This window comes from Cellulosimicrobium sp. TH-20 (assembly GCF_002105775.1).
GTDB lineage: Bacteria > Actinomycetota > Actinomycetes > Actinomycetales > Cellulomonadaceae > Cellulosimicrobium > Cellulosimicrobium funkei.
In genome coordinates this window covers 2,457,575-2,477,205 of the sequence record NZ_CP020857.1, presented here as the reverse complement: position 1 = coordinate 2,477,205, position 19,631 = coordinate 2,457,575, and the positions used below count along the sequence as shown (strand labels likewise).

The following is a 19,631-nucleotide window of genomic DNA, read 5'->3' as shown; positions in this document are numbered from 1 at the left end:
CGAGTCTATGCGCCCCGGGCCGGCCCGGCGGGTGCCCCGGCGGCGGCGTCCGTCACCCCGGCGCCGGTCCCCGCCGCCGCCCCCACGAGGGCCGCGCGCGACGCCGCGCAGCGGCGCGCGTACGCGCCCGGGGTGACGCCCGTCGCGCGCGCGAAGTCCGCCCCGAGGTGGGCCTGGTCGTAGTAGCCGACGGCGGTCGCGAGCGCCGCGAGGTCCTGGCCCGGGTCCGCCGCCAGGAGGTCCGCGGCGAGGTGCACGCGGTGCCGCTGGAGCACCCACTTGGGGCTCACGCCGACGGACGCGGCGAACAGCCGCTGCAGCGAGCGCGCGGACGTGCCGACGACGTCCGCGAGGTCGCCCACGCCCGCCCCCGGCCCGAGCTCGCCGCCGACGAGCGCCGCGAACGCCCGCGCGACCCGGTCGAGGTCACGCGTCACGCGCGCGGTGCGGACCCGCTCGGCCCGGGCGCGCAGCAGGGGCTCGACCGTCCGCGCGGCCTCCTCGTCGCGGCCGGTGACCGCCAGGGCGAGCGCGGCGGCGCCGGTGCGCTCCGCCGTCGGGCCGAGCAGCGCCGCGGCCGGGACCTGCACGCCCGGACGCACGGCGTCCGGGTGGCCGAGCAGCACCCGGAAGGCGCCCGGCCGGAGCTTGGTGCCGACGACGGCGCCCGACCCGGTCAGGGTGCGCTCGAACAGCCCGGGCGGGATCCCGTGCGCGACGTACCCCGACTCCTCGGCCACGACGTTCGCGACGGGGTGCGGCACGAGGACCTGGGTGAACTCCGTGCCGGGCGGCAGGTCCCACCGCACGACCCAGTGCCGCTCCACGAGGTCGGCGAGGTCGGGGGCGGGCTCGACGCGCACGAGCTCGAAGCCGCGCCGCGCGGCCGCGGGGTCGACGAGGCCGCGGACGGACGTCGTCGGGCGCCGGGGACCCGCGGGGGCGCCGGCACCGGCGGGTTCGAACACCTGTCGCATTCCTCCAAGACTGGCACGGCCCGCCGACACGAGCATGGGGGGACGGCCCGCCCCGGGTCGGTGGGGAACCACGAGGAGGAGGACACCATGGAGATGTCGGCACTGCACCCCAACGTCACGGTGAGCGGCGCGCGCGAGGCCATCGCGTTCTACGAGGCCGCGCTCGGCGCCGAGGTGGTCGACACGATCACGGCGGGCGACGCCGTCATCCACTCCGACCTGCGGCTCGTCTCCCCGGCGGGGACCAGCACGTTCACCGTCGCGGAGGCGTTCCCGCCGGACTCGGTCGCGCCCGAGCCCGGCGCCCCGACGCACGCGTCGTTCACCGTCCCGGTCGAGGACGCCGACGCCGCGTACGCGCGGGCGCTCGCGGCCGGCGCGTCGAGCCTCGCGGAGCCGTCGGACTGGTTCGAGGGGTTCCGCCAGGCGGCGGTGCGCGACCCGTTCGGGCACCGCTGGTACTTCGCGACCGTCGCGGAGTCGGTGACGGCCGAGGACGTGCAGCGCGCGAGCGACGCGTGGGTCGCCGAGCGCGGCTGACCCGGCCCGTGCGCCCGCCGGTCAGGCGGGCGGGCGCACGAGGCGCGCGTGGAGCTGCATCGCGGAGACGTCGGTGAGCGACGCGACCTGGTCGATCACCACGCGCAGGCGGGCGGCGTCGTCGGGCGCCGCCTCCCAGTCCGCCGCGAACGACGGCTCGAGCGCGACGGGCGCGCGGTCGCCAAGCACGTGCACCAGGTCGGCGATCACCTCGCGCTGGCGCTGGTAGAGCGGCTCCTGCTCGCGCGGCGCCATGACGTACGCGACCGCGACGCCCTTGAGCACGAGGATCTCGGCGACCGTCTCGTCGGGCACGACGAGACGCGCCGCGTACCGCGTGAGCGGGCCGTCCCCGAACAGCGCCCGCGTCGCGTCCTGGGCCGCACCGGTGAACCGGCCGATGAGCTGGCTCGTGGCGTCCTTGAGCGCGGCGAGCGCGCGGCGCGACCCGTCGAAGCCGGTGACCAGGTGCCCGGTGCCCTGGAGCCGGGTGATCGCGGCGTCGAGCGCCGCCTCGTCGTACGCGGTGCCGTACCACGAGTGGACGGCGCGCACGACGCGCGCGCGCTCGTCGGGGTCGTCGAGCACGGCGAGCTCGATGCGCCCGCCGACGACGGCGTCCTCGACGTCGTGCACGGAGTACGACACGTCGTCCGCCAGGTCCATGACCTGCGCCTCGAGGCACTTCACCTGCGCGGGTGCCCCGGCGCGCAGCCAGTCGAACACCGGGCGGTCGTCCTCGTAGACGCCGAACTTGTGCGTGGGCCGACCGTCCGCGCGCAGCGGGGCCTCCCCCGCGCCCCACGGGTACTTGACGCTCGCGTCGAGGCTCGCGCGCGTGAGGTTGAGCCCGTACGACCGGCCGTCCTCCACGACCTTGGGCTCGAGCCGCGTGAGGAGGCGCAGCGTCTGCGCGTTGCCCTCGAACCCGCCGACGTCGACCGCGAGGTCCGCGAGCGCCCGCTCGCCGTTGTGCCCGAACGGCGGGTGCCCGAGGTCGTGCGCGAGGCACGCGGTGTCGACGATGTCCGGGTCGCAGCCGAGCGCCTTGCCGATCTCGCGGCCCACCTGCGCGACCTCGAGCGTGTGCGTGAGCCGGGTGCGGACGAAGTCGTCGCTGCCCGGCCCGAGCACCTGCGTCTTGGCGCCGAGACGGCGCAGCGCCGACGAGTGCACGATGCGCGCGCGGTCACGCTCGAACGGCGTGCGGGCCCGGGACTTCGCGGACTCGACGAACCACCGCTCGGTGTCGGCGTCGGAGTACGACGCCGTGCCCTCCTCGCCGCGCGCCGGGCGCGGGCCGGTCCCCACGACCGCGGGGTCGAACGCCTGCTGCTCGAACGTCTGCACGGGCCCCAGCGTAACGACGCCGGTCGGCACCCGGCGGACGGCGGGCGGGCCGCCGTGGGCGTACCCTCCGGCGTATGGGTGCAGCGCGTGCGCTCGAGCTACGGGCCGTCACCGTCGACGGCCTGGTCGAGGTCGTCCCGTACGTGGACGGCCGGTCGCTCGTGGACGTCGTCGGACGGTTCGAGTCGGCGCGCGGGTACTCCCCCGCGGGCGCGTACGGCGGGCTGGTCCCCGCGTTCTTCCGCTACGGCGACGCCGCGCACCAGTGGTACGGGCGGGGTCGCGTGCCCGCGGGCGGGCGGGCGTGGGTGCTCGCGTGCGACTGCCACGAGGCGGGGTGCTGGCCGTTCGAGGTGGCGGTCGACGCCGACGCGACGACCGTCACGTGGCGCGACCTCACGCAGCCGTTCCGTCCCGAGTGGGACTACTCCGCGCTCGGGGCGTTCACGTTCGACCGTGCGCAGTACGACGACGCGGTGCGCGCGGTCGCGCACCTGTTCGGCTAGGGCAGGCGCCACACCCCGACGGCCGGGCCGTCGCCCGCGAGCCGGGCGCCGCCGTCGTGCGGGGCGAGGGTCAGCGCGCCGTGCAGCCGCTCGGGCTCCCCGCGCCCCACGAGCGCGGGGTGCAACGTGACGCCGCCCCACGGCGCGCGCGCGAGCGCGACGAGGACACGCTCCTCGGGCGTCTCCCGGAGGTAGACGAGCGCGTCGTCGGCGACGTGCACCCAGCGCAGGCCGCCGTGGCGCAGCGCGTCCGAGCCGCGGCGCACCGCGATGAGCGCCCGGTACAGGTCGAACGTCGCGCCGTCCCAGCGCCCGTGGCCCGAGCCCGCGTCGTCCCACGGCATGGTCGCGCGCGCGTGCTCGCCGTTGAGGCCCGTGAGCCCGACCTCGTCGCCCGCGAAGACGACGGGCGTGCCCGGGTAGGTGAGCAGGAGCGTCGCCGCGACCTCGACCATCTCGCGCGAGCCGACGATCGAGCGCAGCCGCGGGGTGTCGTGCGAGCCGAGCATGTTCCACTGCGACGCGGTCACGCGCCACGGCAGCACGGCGTCGAACTCGCGCATCGTCTCGACGACCGCCGGCCCGGCCCGGCGCGGCGTGCGCACCGGCAGCCCGAGGTAGGGCACGGGCGAGTGCGCGGGAGACAGCCAGGTCCACGCCGGGCGCGTGAACGCCGAGTAGTTCATGTTCGCGTGCCAGCCGTCGCCCGCGAGGTCACCCGAGGCGTCGTGGAAGTGCTCGGCGACGAGGGCGGCCTCCGGGCTCACGCCCCGCATCGTCGTGCGCAGGCGCCGCGCGACGTCGAGCGTGCGGTCCTCGGCGCCGAAGCGGCCCGTCATGTTGGCGACGTCGATGCGCCACCCGTCGAGACCGAACGGTTCGCGCAGGTAGCGCCCGACGACGGACCCGGGCCCGTCGATCATGCGCGCCCCGAGCTCGGCCGAGCCGTACGACAGCTTCGGCAGCGACGCGTGCTCGAGCCAGCCCACGTACCCGGGCTCGCCGTCGGTCCAGTAGTAGAAGTCGCGCTCCGGCGCGCCGGGGTCCGCGAGCGCCCGCGCGAACCACTCGTGCCCGGCGCCCGTGTGGTTCGTCGTGAGGTCGCCCATGACGCGCAGCCCGCGCGCGTGCGCGGCGCGGATCAGCGACGCGTACGCCGCGTCGCCGCCGAGCAGCGGGTCGACGTGGTCGAACGTGCTCGCGTCGTAGCGGTGGTTCGAGCGCCCCGGGAAGACGGGCGTCGTGTAGAGCGTCGTGACGCCGAGCGCCACGAGGTGGTCGAGCCGCTCCTCGACCCCGGCGAGGTCGCCCCCGTAGTACTGCGTGCCGACGTCGGGCCCCGCGCCGTGCGGCTCGTCGTCCCAGGCGGCGGGGACGGCCCACTCCGGGAGCGGACGCCCGTCGGCCCCGGCCGAGCGCGCGAACCGGTCGGGGAAGACCTGGTACACGACGCCGTCGCGCATCCACGCGGGCGCGCCCTCGTGGACGGTGAGGCGGAAGTCCGCGGCGTCGGGCACGTCGCGGTCCCACACCCCCCGGCCGTTGAGCCAGCGGTAGCCGCGCTCGCCCTCGTCGAGGAAGAACCGGTAGCCGGTCACCGGGTTGTGCACGAGGACCTCGGCGACGTACCAGTCCTCGTGCTCGTCCGAGCGGTCGAGGCGCGCCGGGGCGAGGCGCGGCTCGCCGTCGCGCACGGTGCGCAGCCACACGTCGCGCACGCCGGCCGACCGGGGCACGCGCACGCGGACGGGGACCGTGTCCCCGAGGGCGGGGACGCCCTCGGGGACGTACAGCGCCGAGCCGTCGTGGTGCGGGACGGGGGTGGCGACGTCGTGCACGCGGTCAGCCCTTCACGGAGCCGGCCGTGAGGCCGCCCACGATGTACTTCTGCAGGTAGAGGAACAGGGCGAGCACGGGCAGCGCCGAGATGACGGCACCGGCCGTGAAGAGGCCCCAGTTGGCCTCCTTGAGCGACGACACCCACCCGTACAGCCCGACGGCGAGGGTCCAGTTGCTCTCGGACGACAGGACGATGCGCGCGATGATGAACTCGCCGAACGTGCTGATGAACGACAGCAGCGCGACCACGGCGAGGATCGGCGCGACGAGGCGCAGGATGATCGTCCAGTAGATCTGCGTGTGGGTCGCGCCGTCGATCTTCGCGGCCTCGTCGAGCTCGCGCGGCACGGTGTTGAAGAACCCGTACATGAGGAACGTGTTCACGCCCAGGGCTCCGCCGAGGTACACCGCGACGAGCGCGATCTTGCTGTTGAGGCCGAGGACCGGCACGACATTCCCGAGCCCGATGAGCAGCAGGAAGATCGCGACGAATGCGAGCATCTGCGGGAACATCTGGATGATCAGCAGGGACGTGAGGCCGGCGCGCCGGCCGCTGAAGCGGAACCGCGAGAACGCGTACGCCGCCGCCGCGCCCATGAGCACGGTGCCGACCGACGTCGCGACCGCGATGACGAGCGTGTTGCCCATCCACGTCCAGAACATCGTGGTGCCGAGCTGGGCGTAGTTCGCGGTGCTCACGTCGGAGAACAGCGAGTTGGAGCCGGTGAGCGTCCCGTTCTCCGACAGCGACGCCGACAGGACGTACACGAGCGGGAACGCGGCGTAGACGACGGCGATCACGCCGACGACGTGCCGCCAGCCCAGCTCGGAGAACCAGCGCCCCGGGCGCATGCGGTTCCGGGACGCCGGGACGGCGGTGCCGCCGACGACGGGGGGTGCCTGGGTGGTCGCCATGTCAGCTGATCTCCTCGAACTTGCGCGTGCTGCGGAAGGCGATGGCCGAGATCGTCCCCACGATGACGAAGATGACGATCGACAGGGCGCTCGCGAGCCCGAAGTCCTTCTGCGCCGAGCCGTCGACGCCGGAGATCGAGTACACCATCGAGATGAGGATGTCCGTGTGGCCGAGCGGCACGGACGCGTCGGCGAAGCGTGGCCCGCCCCCGGTGAGCATGTAGATCAGGGTGAAGTTGTTGAAGTTGAAGGCGAACGACGAGATGAGCAGCGGGGCGGTCGAGATGAGCAGCAGCGGCAGCGTGATCGCGCGCCACGTGGTCCAGCGGCCCGCGCCGTCGATCTTCGCGGCCTCCATGACGTCGGACGGCAGGGACTGCAGCGCGCCCGTGCAGATGAGGAACATGTAGGGGAAGCCCAGCCACAGGTTCACGCCCAGGACGGACAGCTTCGCCAGCCAGGGGTCGGTGAGCCACGGGATGTGCGCGCCGCCCAGGATCACCTCGTTGATGAACCCGAACCGCGTGTTGAGCAGCCCGGACCACAGCAGCGCCGCGAGGAAGCCCGGGATCGCGTACGGCAGGATCATGAGCGTCCGGTAGACCTTGCGCCCGCGCATCCGGGTGTCGTTGAAGACGATCGCGAGGAACAGGCCGAGCAGGAACGTCGTGGCGACCGAGCCGATCGCGAACACGAACGTCCACAGCAGGATCTTGACGAACGGCTGGGCGTAGCGGGCGTCCGAGAACGCGGTGACGAAGTTGTCGAACCCGACCGGGACGCGCCACCCGACCGCGAGGGTCGAGCCGTCGGGCGCCTGGAACTGGCCCTCGTCGTTCGGCGTGTAGACCGTGCCCGTCGTCGTGTCGGTCATCGTGTCGGCCGCCGCGTCCCACTCGAGGGCGGACGTGTACACGTAGCCGGTGCGGGCGTCGGTGGTGCGGATCGAGCCGTCCTCGGGGTCGTCCGAGACGGGGACGCGCAGCTCGGTCACCTCGGCCTGGCGCTGCAGCACCTGGTCGCGCGGCAGGACCGTGTACCCGGGGACCTCGGTCGCGCGGCCGTCCTCGACGGTCGCGCCGTCGACGACCGACAGCGGCCGCTCGGCCGTGCCGGCCTCGACCTCGCCGTCGTCGGTGACGACCGCGAACCCGAGCGCGTCGCCGTCCTCGACGACGGTCAGCGCGGAGGACGCCGAGCCCTCGACCCGGCGCTCGTTCTGGATGAGCAGCGCGGAGACCGCCTGCTCCTTCGTCGAGTTGTGGCCCGTGCCGTAGTTGGTGAACGCCACGTAGCCCGTGTACCCGACGACGAAGATCTGGTAGACGAGCAGGAAGATCAGGCCGGGCAGGATGTACTTCAGCGGCAGGGACCGCTTGGAGAAGTACACCCAGTTCGCCGCGACGAGCATCGCGAGCGTCGCGGCGAGGATGCCGTACGAGCCCGCCGTCCACGCGGACCAGACCACGTACACGCCGAGCGCGTCCACGACCGCCATGAGGGCGAGCTTGACGAAGAACCCGGGCCCGTAGTCGCGCGCGTGCGAGGCGTCGCGCGGCCGCAGGCGGCGCTCGCCGCGCGGCGGCGGGCCGTCGGCTCCGGAGGTGCCGACGCGCTCGTCGCCGGCCGTGGTCTGAGGGGCGGACATCGTGGTGCCTCCGAGGTCGTCGGACGCGCGGGGTGCTGCGTCTTCTGGAGTGTCGTCGTGCTGCGTCGCGGCCCGTTCCGGGCCGGAGGTCGGGACGCGCCGTCGCGGTGCGCAGGAGCCCTGCGCACCGCGACGGCGGGCTGCACCCGGATCAGGAGTCGATCGCGCCCTGGATGTCGGCGATCATCTTGTCCCAGCTCGAGACCGGGTCGGCACCGGCGACGATCGCCGCCTCGGTGACGCCCCAGAAGCTCCACACGGCAGCCATCTCGGGGATCGACGGCATCGGCACGGCCTCGGCACCCACGGCGCGGAAGCCCGCGACGATCGGGTCGTCCGCGGCGGCGGTGTCGGCGGCGGCGGTCAGCGCCGGCGGACGGTTGCCCGCCTCGTACAGCGCGAGCTGCGCCTCCTCGGTGGACAGGAAGTTCACGAGGAAGTCGTTCGCGACGATCGCGTTGTCGCTCTCCGCGCTCAGGTAGAAGCCCTGGACGCCGACGAACGGCTGCGCGGGCTGGCCGCCCGCGGTGGGGATCGGGTCGATCGACAGGTCGAGGCCCTCGAACGAGTCGATCATCCACGGACCGCCGACGATGAACGGCGACTGGCCGTTCTTGAACGCCTCGACGGCGATGTCGTAGGTCGTGTCCTGGCTGAGCACGCCGGCCGCACCCTGGGCGCCGAGCCACTGCGCGAACGCCTGGCCCTCGGGGCCGCCCATCGCGAGCTCGGACGAGTAGCTGCCGTCCTCGTTCTGCGCGAAGACAGGGGCGCCGAACGACGTCTGGAACGGGTAGTGGGTGTACGGGTCACCCTTGTCGCCGTCCGACTGGACCAGGATCGGGAACTGCGTCCCGGCGGCCTGGCCCGCGGCCACGGCCTCGTCCCACGTGGCGGGGGCGGTCGGCGCGAGCGCGGTGTTGCGGATGAGGGCGATGTTCTCGATCGCGTAGGGCAGGCCGTAGACCTGGCCGTCCTGCGTGAACGCCTCGATGGAGACGTCCTCGAACTCGGCTGCCTTGTCGCCCAGCTCGAGCGGCGCCACGACGCCGTTCGTGGTGAGCTCGCCCAGCCAGTCGTGGGCGCCGACGGTGATGTCGGGGCCCTCGCCCGTCGGGACCTGGGCGAGGAAGTCCGCCCGGATGTCCTCGAAGTTCTTGAGCACGACGTCGACCGTCGTGCCCGTCTCGGTCTCGAACGACTCGGCCGCCGCGGTCACGGCGTCCTGACGGGTCTCGTCGACCCAGACGGTCAGCGAGCCACCGGCGGACGAACCCTCGGCGCTCGGCTCGTCGGTGGTCTCGTCGCCCGAGCCGCCGGACGAGCAGGCGGTCAGCGCCAGCGTCGTGGTCAGCGCGGCGGCAAGAAGGATGCTCCGTCGCATCAGTGGTCACTCCAAGCGTGTCGTGATGGGCGGCCCGCTCCGGCGTTGGCACCGGCGCCGGACCCTGATGAGCACGACGGTAGAGCGGGAGGTGGCACAGGTGCAAGTCGTTGCGGTAACTTTCATGCAACGCTTTGCAGGGCGTCGACCGGCGCCCACCCGCCTCCTCCGGTCGACGGGTCCGCGCGCCTCCGCACAGGGGATCGCGGCTCGCCGACCGGACGACCAGGACGAGGAGGTCCGGTGTCCCCTACGCTGCCCCATGTGCGTACCCGTCTCAGTGATCTCGCCGCCCAGGCAGGCGTCTCCACGGCGACGGTCTCGCGCGTCCTCAACGGGAAGCCCGGCGTCGCGAGCGAGACCCGCCAGGCGGTGCTCGCCGCGCTCGACGTGCTGGGCTACGAGCGACCGTCGACGCTGCGCACCCGCTCCGCCGGCCTCGTCGGCCTCGTCGTCCCGGAGCTGACGAACCCCGTCTTCCCCGCGTTCGCCCAGACGATCGAGTCGCTCCTGTCCGAGCACGGGTACACGCCGCTGCTGTGCACGCAGTCGCCGGGCGGGACCACGGAGGACGACTACGTCGACATGCTCATGGACCACGCGGTCGACGGCATCGTCTTCGTCTCGGGCCTGCACGCGGACACCCAGGCGAGCCACGAGCGCTACGAGCGGCTGCGCAGCCGGGGCATCCCGATCGTCCTGGTCAACGGCTTCGCCGAGGGCATCGACGCCCCGTTCGTCTCGCCCGACGACGTCGCGAGCGTCGAGCTCTCGGTGCGCCACCTCGTCTCGCTCGGGCACCGCAGCGTCGGCCTCGCGATCGGCCCCGACCGCTTCGTCCCCGCGCAGCGCAAGCTCGCGAGCTTCGCCGAGTCGCTCGTGCGGCACGGCCTCGTCAGCGACGAGACGGAAGCGGCCCAGCACGTCGTCGTGACGCTCTACACCGTCGAGGGCGGCCAGGCCGCAGGCGGCGAGCTCATCGACTCGGGCCACACCGCGATCGTCTGCGGCTCCGACCTCATGGCGCTCGGCGCCATCCGTGCGGCGCGCTCGCGCGGGCTGCGCGTGCCGCAGGACGTCTCGGTGCTCGGCTACGACGACTCGCCCCTCATCGCCTTCACCGACCCGCCGCTCACCACCGTGCGCCAGCCCGTGAGCGCCATGGCGCACGCCGCCGTGAGCGCGCTGCTCACGGAGATCGCGGGCGAGCGGGCACCGCGGACCGAGCTCCTCTTCCAGCCGGAGCTCATCGTCCGCGACTCGACCGGGGCAGCCCCGGCCCGCGCGGCGTCCGCGACGGACGCGAGCACGGTCGCCGCGGCGGGCTCGCCGACCGCCTGAGACCGGCGCCCGGAAGTCCACGCACCTCGCTGCGGGCGTCCGCCGACCCCTCGTCGGCACCGCACCGCAAGCGCTTACACTCGACGGAGGGTCGGCGACACCCCGCTCCGCCAGCCGAGTGACCACCACCGGAAGATCCCCTGAAAACCCCAGCACCACGTACGTGAGGACCGACAGCTCGATGACTCGTATCGATTCGACGCCGACCGCCGCCGCGACCAGCACCGGGCTGGCCACCGCCCCGGCGCCCTTCAGCACGGGCGCGCTCGTGCACACCGGGCCGGGCGAGGCCCCCGAGTGGTGGCGCGACGCCGTCATCTACCAGGTGTACCCGCGCTCCTTCGCGGACGGCGACGGCGACGGTGTCGGCGACCTGCCCGGCATCACCTCGAAGCTCGACCACCTCGCCGAGCTCGGGGTCGACGCCGTCTGGCTGAGCCCGTTCTACCGCTCGCCCCAGAAGGACGCGGGCTACGACGTCGCGGACTACCGCGACGTGGACCCGCTGTTCGGCACGCTCGCGGACTTCGACGAGCTCCTCGCCCAGGCGCACGCGCGCGGCATCCGGATCATCGTCGACCTCGTCCCGAACCACACGTCGGACCAGCACGCCTGGTTCCAGGCGGCGCTCGCGTCGCCCGAGGGCTCGCCGGAGCGCGCGCGGTACATCTTCCGCGAGGGCGAGGGCGAGCACGGCGAGCTGCCCCCGAACAACTGGCAGTCCATCTTCGGCGGCCCCGCGTGGACCCGCGTCACGGCCGGTGCGAACGCCCGCCCCGTGACCGGCGCCGAGGGCGAGACGCCCGGGCAGTGGTACCTGCACCTCTTCGACTCGACCCAGCCCGACCTCGCGTGGGACAACCCGGAGGTCCGCGAGGAGTTCGAGCAGGTCCTGCGCTTCTGGCTCGACAAGGGCGTGGACGGGTTCCGCGTCGACGTCGCGCACGGCATGATCAAGGCCGACGGCCTGCCCGACTGGGACGGCACCGTCTCGATGGTCGAGGGCACCGAGGCCGCCGACGGCGAGGAGGGCACCGACCCGGGCGCCCCCGAGGACGGCTCGACGGGCGCCGGGAACTCCGGCCCGATGTTCGACCAGGACGGCGTCCACGAGATCTACCGCGCGTGGCACCGCGTCCTCGCCGAGTACGACGGCGACCGTGCGCTCGTCGCCGAGGCGTGGGTCGAGCCGCTCTCGCGCCTCGCGCGCTACGTGCGCCCGGACGAGATGCACCAGGCGTTCAACTTCTCGTTCCTCACCACCGGCTGGGACGCCGCGCCGCTGCGCACCGTGATCGCGGCGTCGCTGCACGCGAACGACGAGGTCGGCGCGCCCACGACGTGGGTCCTGTCGAACCACGACGTCGTGCGCCACGCGTCGCGCCTCGGCCTGGCCGACCCGGGCCTGCGCCCCAACGGCATCTTCGCCCACGACCCGCAGCCCGACGAGGAGCTCGGCCTGCGCCGTGCGCGCGCCGCGTCGCTGCTCATGCTCGGCCTGCCCGGGTCGTCGTACCTCTACCAGGGCGAGGAGCTCGGTCTCCCCGAGCACACCGCCCTGCCCGACGACGTCCGCGAGGACCCCGCGTTCTTCCGCACCCAGGGCGCCGAGGCGGGCCGCGACGGCTGCCGCATCCCCCTCCCTTGGCGCGCCGACGCCGAGGGCTTCGGGTTCGGGCCGTCCGGCAAGACCTGGCTCCCCCAGCCGCAGTCGTACGGCCGCTACGCCGCGGACGTCCAGCGCGGCGTCGAGGGCTCGACCTACGAGACGTACCGCACGGCCCTCGCCACGCGTCGCGCGGAGCGTCTGGGCGCGGGCACGCTCGCGTGGGTCGAGGAGTTCGCCGGCTCGGCGGACGTCGTCGCCTTCCGCAACCGCGACGTCGTCGTGCTCGCGAACCTGGGCGCCGAGCCCGTGGTCCTGCCGCACGGCGCGGAGGTCCTCGTGGCCTCCGGCCCGGTCCTGACCGACCGCTCCGCGGACCCGCAGGTCCGCGTCCCGTCCGACACGACCGTCTGGCTGCGCGCGCACTGACCGACGCCGCCGCGTCGTGCACGACGGCCGGGACCCCCGCGGGGGTCCCGGCCGTCGTGCTTCTCGTCCCGTCGGCGCAGGGCAGCGCGGAGCGGTCGGCGAGGAGGCGGCGCTCAGCCGCCGGAGACGCTCAGCTCGGCCTCGCGCAGGCGCTCCTCGTGCTCGGCGTCGAGCTCGCGCGAGTCGAGCCAGCCGTACGGCAGGTGCGGCGTCTTGGGCGACCCGGCCCGGCCGCGCTGACCCTCCGCGGCCTCGCCGGGGTAGGGCGCGACCTGGTCGAGGTCGCCGAGCAGCGCGCGCAGCTCGGCGAGCGTCGAGACCATCGCGAGCGCGCGGCGCGCGTCGCCGCCCACCGCGTAGCCCTTGAGGTACCAGGCCATGTGCTTGCGCAGGTCGCGCATGCCCTTGCCCTCGTCGCCGTCGAAGTACTCGATCATGAGCTCGCCGTGGCGGTAGATCGTGCCCGCCACCTCGCGCAGCCCGGGGCGCACGCGCTCCGGGCGGCCCGCGAACGCCGCGGCGAGGTCGGCGAACAGCCACGGCCGGCCCTGGCAGCCGCGCCCGACGACGACGCCGTCGCACCCGGTCTCGCGCACCATGCGCACGGCGTCCTCGGCCGACCAGATGTCGCCGTTGCCGAGCACCGGCACGCTCGTCACGGCCTCCTTGAGCCGCGCGATCGCGGACCAGTCGGCCGTGCCGGAGTAGTGCTCGGCGGCGGTGCGCGCGTGCAGCGCGACGGCGGCGACGCCCAGGCCTTCCGCGATCCGACCCGCCTCGAGGTACGTGAGGTGGTCGTCGTCGATGCCCTTGCGCATCTTCACGGTCACGGGGACCCCGTACGGGCGGGCGGCCTCGACCGCGCCCTGCACGATCGCCGTGAACAGGTCGCGCTTCCAGGGCAGCGCCGCTCCCCCGCCCTTGCGCGTGACCTTGGGCACCGGGCAGCCGAAGTTCAGGTCGACGTGGTCGGCGCGGTCCTCGGCGACGATGATGCGCACGGCCTCGCGGACGGTCGCGGGGTCCACGCCGTACACCTGCGCGGACCGCGGCGTCTCGTCGGCGCCGAACGTCACGATGCGCAGCGCCTCGGGGTTGCGCTCGACGAGCGCGCGGCTCGTGACCATCTCGGCGACGTAGAGGCCGGGGTCGTCGCCGCCGGACGCGCCGGCCTCGCGGCACAGCGTGCGGAACGCGCGGTTCGTGACGCCGGCCATCGGGGCGAGGACCACCGGCGTCCGGACGACGATCGGGCCGATCCGCAGCGGCGCCACGAGCGGACCGGTCCGCGGGTCGGGGCGGTCGGTCGTCGTGCTGAGGGCAGGAGCGGGTGCAGTCACGCGCTCCATTGTCCCACCCGGCTCCCGCTGCACGACGAGCCCCGTTTCGACGAGCGAGCAGCGCACGGTCGTGGCAGTGTTGAGGAGGTCCGGCAATCCAGGCCGGACACGGACGAAAGGGACGACATGCCTCTCTGGCTCATCCTGGTCATCGTCGGCGCCGTGCTCCTCATCCTCGGCGTCGCCATCGAGGCCGCGAAGATCCTCATCTGGATCGGCATCATCGTGCTCGTCGTGAGCCTGGTGATCGGCCTGCTCAACAGGGCTAAGGGGGCGGCCCGCTAGCGCGAGGCCGCTGGGGGCGACGCGTCCCGACGAGACGCGACAGGAGGGGCGGGACCGTACGGTCCCGCCCCTCCTGCGTGCCCGGCGCCGGTGCGCCGGGCCGCTGACGCGTCAGGCGCCGAGCAGGTGCCCGGCGAGGTACTCGGTGACCTTGTCGAGCGCGACGCGCTCCTGGCTCATCGAGTCGCGGTGGCGGATCGTCACGGCCTGGTCGTCGAGCGTGTCGAAGTCGACCGTGATGCAGAACGGCGTGCCGATCTCGTCCTGGCGGCGGTACCGGCGGCCGATGGCGCCGGCGTCGTCGAAGTCGACGTTCCAGTACTTGCGGAGCTCCGTCGCGAGGTCCTTCGCCTTGGGCGAGAGCTGCTCGTTGCGGCTCAGCGGGAGCACGGCGGCCTTGACCGGCGCGAGGCGGTGGTCGAGGCGCAGGACCGTGCGCGTGTCCACGCCGCCCTTCGCGTTCGGCGCCTCGTCCTCGGTGTACGCCTCGACGAGGAACGCCATGAGCGAGCGCGTGAGACCCGCGGCCGGCTCGATGACGTAGGGCACCCAGCGCTCGTTCTTCGTCTGGTCGAAGTACGACAGGTCCTTGCCGGAGTGCTCGGCGTGCGTCTTGAGGTCGAAGTCGGTGCGGTTCGCGATGCCCTCGAGCTCGCCCCACTCCGAGCCGGAGAAGCCGAAGCGGTACTCGATGTCGACCGTGCGGGTCGAGTAGTGCGAGAGCTTCTCCTGCGGGTGCTCGTACAGGCGCAGGTTGTCGCGCTGGATGCCGAGGTCCACGTACCAGTCGGTGCGCGTGTCGATCCAGTACTGGTGCCACTCGGCGTCCGTGCCGGGCTCGACGAAGAACTCCATCTCCATCTGCTCGAACTCGCGCGTGCGGAAGATGAAGTTGCCGGGCGTGATCTCGTTGCGGAACGACTTGCCGATCTGGCCGATGCCGAACGGCGGCTTCTTGCGGCTCGCGCCCATGACGTTGGCGAAGTTCACGAAGATGCCCTGCGCCGTCTCGGGGCGCAGGTAGTGCAGGCCCGACTCGTCCTCGACGGGGCCGAGGTGCGTCTTGAGCATCATGTTGAAGTCGCGCGGCTCGGTCCACTGCCCGCGCGTGCCGCAGTTCGGGCAGACGATCTCGGCGAGGCCGCCCTCGGGCGCACGGCCCTTCTTCTCCTCGAACTCCTCGATCATCTGGTCCTCGCGGAACCGCTTGTGGCAGTGCAGGCACTCCGTCAGCGGGTCGGTGAAGACGCCCACGTGGCCCGACGCGACCCACACCTGGCGCGGCAGGATCACGGACGAGTCGAGGCCCACGACGTCGTCGCGGCTCGTGACCATCGCGCGCCACCACTGCTTCTTGATGTTCTCCTTGAGCTCGGTGCCCAGGGGCCCGTAGTCCCACGCGGAGCGGGTGCCGCCGTAGATCTCGCCCGAGGGGAAGACGAACCCGCGCCGCTTGGCGAGGGAGACGACGGCGTCGAGACGGGCGGTGGGTGAGGGCGCTGCGGCCACGGACATCACTCCTGGTGCTCACGGCCCCGCACGTGGCTCGTGGGGGCTGGACGGGTGGGCGACGCCCGCACGGGCGCCGACCGACCAGCGTACCCGGCCGTGACCCGGCTCACCGGGAACGGTTTTGACATTCATTCTCAAGAAGGCGGAGACTGGTGGTCATGCACCGCTCCCCCGCCCGGCGCCGTCGCGCCCTCGCCACCACCGCCGCCCTCGCCACGGCCGCGCTCGTCGCGGCGTGCTCCCTCGGCGACTCCCCCGGAGACGGCGGCTCGGGAGGAGGAGGCGGCGACGACGGCCGGCTCCAGGTGCTCGCGTCGTTCTACCCGCTCCAGTACGTCGTCGAGCAGGTCGGCGGGGAGCACGTCGACGTCGCGAACCTCACGCCGCCCGCGGCCGAGCCGCACGACCTCGAGCTCGCACCCGCGCAGGTCCGCTCGATCGGCGACGCCGACCTCGTCGTCTACCTCTCGGGGTTCCAGCCCGCGGTCGACGAGGGCATCGAGCAGCGCGCCCCCGAGCACGTGGTCGACGCCGCGGCGTCGGCCGGGCTCGAGGAGCACCCCGGCGGCGAGGGCGACCACGCGGACGAGACCGCGGAGGAGCACGCCGAGCACGCGGACGAGTCCGGCGACGGTCACGACCACGGCCCCACGGACCCGCACTTCTGGCTCGACCCGACCCGTCTGGCCTCGGTGGGCGACGCCGTCGCCGACGAGCTCTCCGCGCTCGACCCCGACCACGCCGACGACTACGCGGCCGGTGCCGCCGCCCTCACCGCGGACCTCGACGACCTGGACGCCGAGTTCGCCGAGGCGCTCGCCCCGTGCGCGGGTGCGACGCTCGTCACCTCCCACGAGGCCTTCGGCTACCTCGCCGAACGTTACGACCTGCACCAGGTCGGGATCTCCGGGATCGACCCCGAGGCGGAGCCCTCCCCCGCGCGCCTGCGCGAGGTGGGCGAGGTCGTCCGGGAGAACGGCGTGACCACGCTCTTCTTCGAGACGCTCGTCAGCCCCAAGGTGACCCAGACGCTCGCCGACGACCTCGGCGTCCGGACCGCGCTGCTCGACCCGCTCGAGAGCCTCGCGGAGGGCGCGACGGACTACCGTGAGGTCATGGAGTCCAACCTCGAGGCGCTCACGTCCGGCCTCGCGTGCGCATGACGGACGCACCGGAGCTGATCGCCGCGCGCGACGTCCACGTGACCCTCGGCGGGAGCGAGATCCTGCGCGGCATCGACCTCTCGGTCCGCGCGGGCGAGGTCGTCTCGCTCCTCGGCGCGAACGGCTCGGGCAAGTCGACGCTGGTCCGCGCGCTCGTCGGGATCGTGCCGCTCTCCCGCGGCTCCGTCGACCTGTTCGGCGCGCCGCTCGGCCCGCGGCTGCCGTGGCGGCGGCTCGGGTACGTGCCGCAACGCGTGAGCGCACCCTCGGGCATGCCGTCCACCGCGTCGGAGGTCGTCGCGTCCGGGCTCCTCGGCGGGGGCCGCCTCCGGCTCCCGCGCGGGTGGCGCGACCGCACGGTCGAGGCGCTCGAGCTCGTGGGCCTCGCGGACCGCGCCGACGACTCGACGGCCGAGCTCTCGGGCGGGCAGCAGCAGCGCGTGCTCATCGCGCGCGCCCTCGTGCGCCGGCCCGACCTGCTCGTGCTCGACGAGCCCGTCGCGGGCGTCGACAAGCCGAGCCAGGAGGCGTTCGCCGCGACGATGACGCGGCTCGTGGGCGACGGCCTCACGGTCCTCGTGGTGCTGCACGAGCTCGGGGCGCTCGCCCCGCTCGTCGAGCGCGCGGTCGTCCTGCGCCACGGGCGCGTCGTGCACGACGGTGCCCCGCCCCGCGCGTCGTCCACGCACGCGGGCGCGACGCACCAGCACCTGCACCCGCACGAGCCCGTGGACGGCGACACCCGTCCCGCGGGCCCGGAGACGGGCCTCACCGACACCCTGAACCCCGACCTCTCCGCAGGCCACGCACCCAGGACGGCCTCATGACCACCCTGTTCTCCGAGATCTCCCTGCTGCTCACCGACCCGCTCATGCAGCGCGCCCTCCTCGCGGCGCTGCTCGTCGGCGTCAGCGCCCCCGTCGTCGGCACGTACCTCGTGCAGCGCAAGCTCTCGCTGCTCGGCGACGGCATCGGGCACGTCGCGCTCACCGGCGTCGCGCTCGGGTGGCTCGTCGGCGCGGCGATGGGCGTCGTGCCGAACGACGCGCTCGCGATCCCCGGCGCGGTCGTCGCGGCGGTGCTCGGCGCGGTCGCGATCGAGGTCGTGCGCGAGCGGGGCCGCACGAGCGGTGACCTCGCGCTCGCGCTCCTCTTCTACGGCGGCATCGCGGGCGGCGTCCTGCTCATCGGCCTCGCGGGCGGCTCCTCCGGCAGCCTCATGCAGTACCTGTTCGGCTCGATCTCGACGGTGACGTCGTCGGACCTCGTCCTCACGGTCGTCCTCAGCGCGGTGATCCTGCTCGTCGGCGTCGGCCTGCGGGCCGCGCTGTTCTCGGTGAGCCACGACGAGGAGTTCGCGCGCGCGTCCGGCCTGCCCGTGCGCACGCTGAACATCGCCGTCGCCGTCGTCGCCGCGCTCACCGTGACCGTGTCGATGCGGGTCGTCGGGCTGCTGCTCGTCAGCGCCCTCATGATCGTCCCCGTCGCGGTCGCCCAGCTCGTCACGCGCTCGTTCCGCCGCACGATGCTCGTCGCCTCGGTCGTCGGGGTGGTCGTGTGCGTCGTCGGGCTGTCCTTCACGTACTGGAAGAACGTCTCGCCGGGTGCGACGATCGTCGTCCTCGCGATCGCGACGTACCTCGTCGTCGCCGTCCTGCGACCCCTGTGGGTCCGCCGGCGGCCGCGCGTCGCGCGGGACCCGCACCCGGACATCCCCGACGACGTCGAGCTCGACCTCGTACCCTCGGGGTCGACCCACCGCACCACCGGAGGTGACCCGTGCAGCGCATGACCCGCCAGCGCGCCGCCGTCTCGGACGCGCTGGAGGACCTGGAGGACTTCCGCAGCGCGCAGCAGCTCCACGAGATCCTGCGCACGCGCGGCGACAACGTGGGGCTCGCCACCGTCTACCGCACGCTGCAGAGCCTCGCGGACGGCGGCGACGTGGACGTGCTGCGCACCGAGGAGGGCGAGAACCTCTACCGCCGGTGCGAGCGCCGCGAGCACCACCACCACCTCGTGTGCCGGGCGTGCGGCCGGACCGTCGAGATCGACGGCCCGACGGTCGAGGCCTGGGCCAACCAGGTCGGCACCTCGCACGGGTTCGTCGACATCCAGCACACCATCGAGCTGTTCGGCACGTGCGCGGGCTGCGCGCGGGCCACCGCCGTCCAGGACTGAGCGGTGCCCGACGCGCTGGACGGCGCCCCGTTCGCCGCGCTGTTCGCCTTCTTCTTCGCGATCGCGTTCGTGCGGACGCAGGCGACCTACTGGATCGCGCGCCTCGTCACGACGTGGACGCTCGACCGCACGCGCCCCGTCAAGCCGTGGGTCGCGCGCGTCCACGCCTGGCTGTCCGGGCGGTCGGCCGCACGCGGGATCGAGACCGTGCGGCGGTGGGGCGTGCTCGCGGTGCCCGCGTCGTTCCTCGCGACCGGGACGAAGACCGTGATCAACGCCGCCGCGGGCGTCGTGCGCATGCCGTTCGGGCGCTACCTCGCGGCCATGATCCTCGGGTGCGCGGTGCACGCGACGATCTACGCGACCGTCGGGTGGGCGGTGTGGACCGCCGCGTTCGCCGCCGCGACGGGCTCGCCGACGGGCGTCGCGGTGCTCGTCGCGATCGTCGTCGGGGTCGTCGTGGCGGTGGTCCTCATGGCCCGCCGTCGGGCCGCCCGGGCGGGCGCCGACACCGCGGTCGCGCCGACCGGCGAGCCCGCCGAGGACGTCCCCGCTCTGGACGGGCAGGCGACGCTCCCCCGTGACCAGGACGCGCCGCGCACCGACCGATGAGAT

At 73.7% G+C, this 19,631-nt stretch carries 18 protein-coding genes; 10 read left to right on the top strand and 8 right to left on the bottom strand.

The features are described 5' to 3' along the window. Nucleotides 1-5 precede the first annotated feature (5 nt). Nucleotides 6-968, bottom strand: coding sequence for a helix-turn-helix domain-containing protein (locus tag B8281_RS10885; protein ID WP_198163053.1), 963 nt, complete (start codon nucleotides 966-968; stop codon nucleotides 6-8). 96 nt (nucleotides 969-1,064) lie between these two features. Between B8281_RS10885 and B8281_RS10880 the strand changes: the two genes are divergently transcribed. Continuing rightward, nucleotides 1,065-1,517, top strand: coding sequence for a VOC family protein (locus tag B8281_RS10880; protein WP_043651788.1), 453 nt, complete (start codon nucleotides 1,065-1,067; stop codon nucleotides 1,515-1,517). 21 nt (nucleotides 1,518-1,538) lie between these two features. Here B8281_RS10880 and B8281_RS10875 read toward each other — a convergent pair whose 3' ends face one another. Next, nucleotides 1,539-2,828: a deoxyguanosinetriphosphate triphosphohydrolase gene (locus tag B8281_RS10875; protein WP_051027575.1), complete on the bottom strand. Its 1,290-nt coding sequence runs from the start codon at nucleotides 2,826-2,828 to the stop codon at nucleotides 1,539-1,541. Nucleotides 2,829-2,941: 113 nt separating this feature from the next. Here B8281_RS10875 and B8281_RS10870 point away from each other — a divergent pair, with 113 nt between their 5' ends. Continuing rightward, nucleotides 2,942-3,373, top strand: a complete 432-nt coding sequence (locus B8281_RS10870; protein ID WP_051027564.1) for a hypothetical protein — start codon at nucleotides 2,942-2,944, stop codon at nucleotides 3,371-3,373. On the opposite strand, the gene B8281_RS10865 is transcribed toward B8281_RS10870, so the two are convergent. From B8281_RS10865 to B8281_RS10850, 4 genes are all read right to left on the bottom strand, one after another. Next, the gene (locus B8281_RS10865) at nucleotides 3,370-5,211 is read right to left on the bottom strand and encodes a glycoside hydrolase family 13 protein (protein WP_043651725.1); all 1,842 of its coding nucleotides are present in this window, start codon (nucleotides 5,209-5,211) and stop codon (nucleotides 3,370-3,372) included. The genes B8281_RS10870 and B8281_RS10865 overlap by 4 nt on opposite strands. 4 nt (nucleotides 5,212-5,215) lie before the next feature. After that, nucleotides 5,216-6,127 (bottom strand): sugar ABC transporter permease, encoded by a 912-nt coding sequence (locus B8281_RS10860; protein ID WP_043651727.1) that lies wholly within the window; start codon nucleotides 6,125-6,127, stop codon nucleotides 5,216-5,218. Between the two features lies 1 nt (nucleotide 6,128). Beyond that, entirely contained in the window at nucleotides 6,129-7,775 is a 1,647-nt protein-coding gene (locus B8281_RS10855) for an ABC transporter permease subunit (protein WP_051027565.1), read from the bottom strand. Nucleotides 7,776-7,926: 151 nt separating this feature from the next. Continuing rightward, nucleotides 7,927-9,159: an extracellular solute-binding protein gene (locus tag B8281_RS10850; RefSeq protein ID WP_043651729.1), complete on the bottom strand. Its 1,233-nt coding sequence runs from the start codon at nucleotides 9,157-9,159 to the stop codon at nucleotides 7,927-7,929. A 264-nt stretch (nucleotides 9,160-9,423) separates the two neighbouring features. Here B8281_RS10850 and B8281_RS10845 point away from each other — a divergent pair, with 264 nt between their 5' ends. Together B8281_RS10845 and B8281_RS10840 are read left to right on the top strand one after the other, a co-directional pair. Continuing rightward, nucleotides 9,424-10,500 (top strand): LacI family DNA-binding transcriptional regulator, encoded by a 1,077-nt coding sequence (locus B8281_RS10845; RefSeq protein WP_232322543.1) that lies wholly within the window; start codon nucleotides 9,424-9,426, stop codon nucleotides 10,498-10,500. Nucleotides 10,501-10,681: 181 nt separating this feature from the next. Further along, nucleotides 10,682-12,535, top strand: a complete 1,854-nt coding sequence (locus tag B8281_RS10840) for a glycoside hydrolase family 13 protein (protein ID WP_051027567.1) — start codon at nucleotides 10,682-10,684, stop codon at nucleotides 12,533-12,535. 113 nt (nucleotides 12,536-12,648) lie between these two features. On the opposite strand, the gene dusB is transcribed toward B8281_RS10840, so the two are convergent. Continuing rightward, complete coding sequence (dusB, locus tag B8281_RS10835; protein ID WP_085387714.1) at nucleotides 12,649-13,884, bottom strand: tRNA dihydrouridine synthase DusB; 1,236 nt, start codon at nucleotides 13,882-13,884, stop codon at nucleotides 12,649-12,651. Between the two features lie 117 nt (nucleotides 13,885-14,001). Between dusB and B8281_RS19290 the strand changes: the two genes are divergently transcribed. Further along, entirely contained in the window at nucleotides 14,002-14,160 is a 159-nt protein-coding gene (locus tag B8281_RS19290) for a hypothetical protein (RefSeq protein ID WP_021483859.1), read from the top strand. Nucleotides 14,161-14,271: 111 nt separating this feature from the next. Here the strand turns inward: B8281_RS19290 and B8281_RS10830 are convergent, their stop codons facing one another. Beyond that, nucleotides 14,272-15,675, bottom strand: coding sequence for a glycine--tRNA ligase (locus B8281_RS10830; RefSeq protein WP_085387713.1), 1,404 nt, complete (start codon nucleotides 15,673-15,675; stop codon nucleotides 14,272-14,274). Between the two features lie 155 nt (nucleotides 15,676-15,830). On the opposite strand from B8281_RS10830, the gene B8281_RS10825 reads away from it, so the two are divergent. From B8281_RS10825 to B8281_RS10805, 5 genes are read left to right on the top strand one after another with little or no spacing between them, the layout of a single operon-like run. Continuing rightward, a complete protein-coding gene (locus B8281_RS10825; protein ID WP_085388722.1) occupies nucleotides 15,831-16,835 on the top strand; it encodes a metal ABC transporter substrate-binding protein in 1,005 nt (334 codons plus the stop codon). Then, entirely contained in the window at nucleotides 16,832-17,662 is an 831-nt protein-coding gene (locus tag B8281_RS10820; protein ID WP_085388721.1) for a metal ABC transporter ATP-binding protein, read from the top strand. Before B8281_RS10825 ends, B8281_RS10820 begins: the two co-directional genes overlap by 4 nt. Then, a complete protein-coding gene (locus tag B8281_RS10815; protein ID WP_074809730.1) occupies nucleotides 17,659-18,627 on the top strand; it encodes a metal ABC transporter permease in 969 nt (322 codons plus the stop codon). Before B8281_RS10820 ends, B8281_RS10815 begins: the two co-directional genes overlap by 4 nt. After that, complete coding sequence (locus B8281_RS10810; RefSeq protein ID WP_009864106.1) at nucleotides 18,624-19,016, top strand: Fur family transcriptional regulator; 393 nt, start codon at nucleotides 18,624-18,626, stop codon at nucleotides 19,014-19,016. Before B8281_RS10815 ends, B8281_RS10810 begins: the two co-directional genes overlap by 4 nt. A gap of 3 nt (nucleotides 19,017-19,019) precedes the next feature. After that, complete coding sequence (locus B8281_RS10805; RefSeq protein ID WP_198163052.1) at nucleotides 19,020-19,628, top strand: DedA family protein; 609 nt, start codon at nucleotides 19,020-19,022, stop codon at nucleotides 19,626-19,628. The last annotated feature ends 3 nt before the right edge of the window (nucleotides 19,629-19,631 follow it).

Excerpts from the sequence above, each read along its gene's own strand:
- B8281_RS10880 (WP_043651788.1), top strand. The coding sequence starts at position 1,065 with ATGGAGATGTCGGCACTGCACCCCAACGTCACGGTGAGCGGCGCGCGC.
- B8281_RS10870 (WP_051027564.1), top strand. The coding sequence starts at position 2,942 with ATGGGTGCAGCGCGTGCGCTCGAGCTACGGGCCGTCACCGTCGACGGC.
- B8281_RS10860 (WP_043651727.1), bottom strand. The coding sequence starts at position 6,127 with ATGGCGACCACCCAGGCACCCCCCGTCGTCGGCGGCACCGCCGTCCCG.
- B8281_RS10855 (WP_051027565.1), bottom strand. The coding sequence starts at position 7,775 with ATGTCCGCCCCTCAGACCACGGCCGGCGACGAGCGCGTCGGCACCTCC.
- B8281_RS10850 (WP_043651729.1), bottom strand. The coding sequence starts at position 9,159 with ATGCGACGGAGCATCCTTCTTGCCGCCGCGCTGACCACGACGCTGGCG.
- B8281_RS10840 (WP_051027567.1), top strand. The coding sequence starts at position 10,682 with ATGACTCGTATCGATTCGACGCCGACCGCCGCCGCGACCAGCACCGGG.
- dusB (WP_085387714.1), bottom strand. The coding sequence starts at position 13,884 with ATGGAGCGCGTGACTGCACCCGCTCCTGCCCTCAGCACGACGACCGAC.
- B8281_RS19290 (WP_021483859.1), top strand. The coding sequence starts at position 14,002 with ATGCCTCTCTGGCTCATCCTGGTCATCGTCGGCGCCGTGCTCCTCATC.
- B8281_RS10830 (WP_085387713.1), bottom strand. The coding sequence starts at position 15,675 with ATGTCCGTGGCCGCAGCGCCCTCACCCACCGCCCGTCTCGACGCCGTC.
- B8281_RS10825 (WP_085388722.1), top strand. The coding sequence starts at position 15,831 with ATGCACCGCTCCCCCGCCCGGCGCCGTCGCGCCCTCGCCACCACCGCC.
- B8281_RS10820 (WP_085388721.1), top strand. The coding sequence starts at position 16,832 with ATGACGGACGCACCGGAGCTGATCGCCGCGCGCGACGTCCACGTGACC.
- B8281_RS10815 (WP_074809730.1), top strand. The coding sequence starts at position 17,659 with ATGACCACCCTGTTCTCCGAGATCTCCCTGCTGCTCACCGACCCGCTC.
- B8281_RS10810 (WP_009864106.1), top strand. The coding sequence starts at position 18,624 with ATGACCCGCCAGCGCGCCGCCGTCTCGGACGCGCTGGAGGACCTGGAG.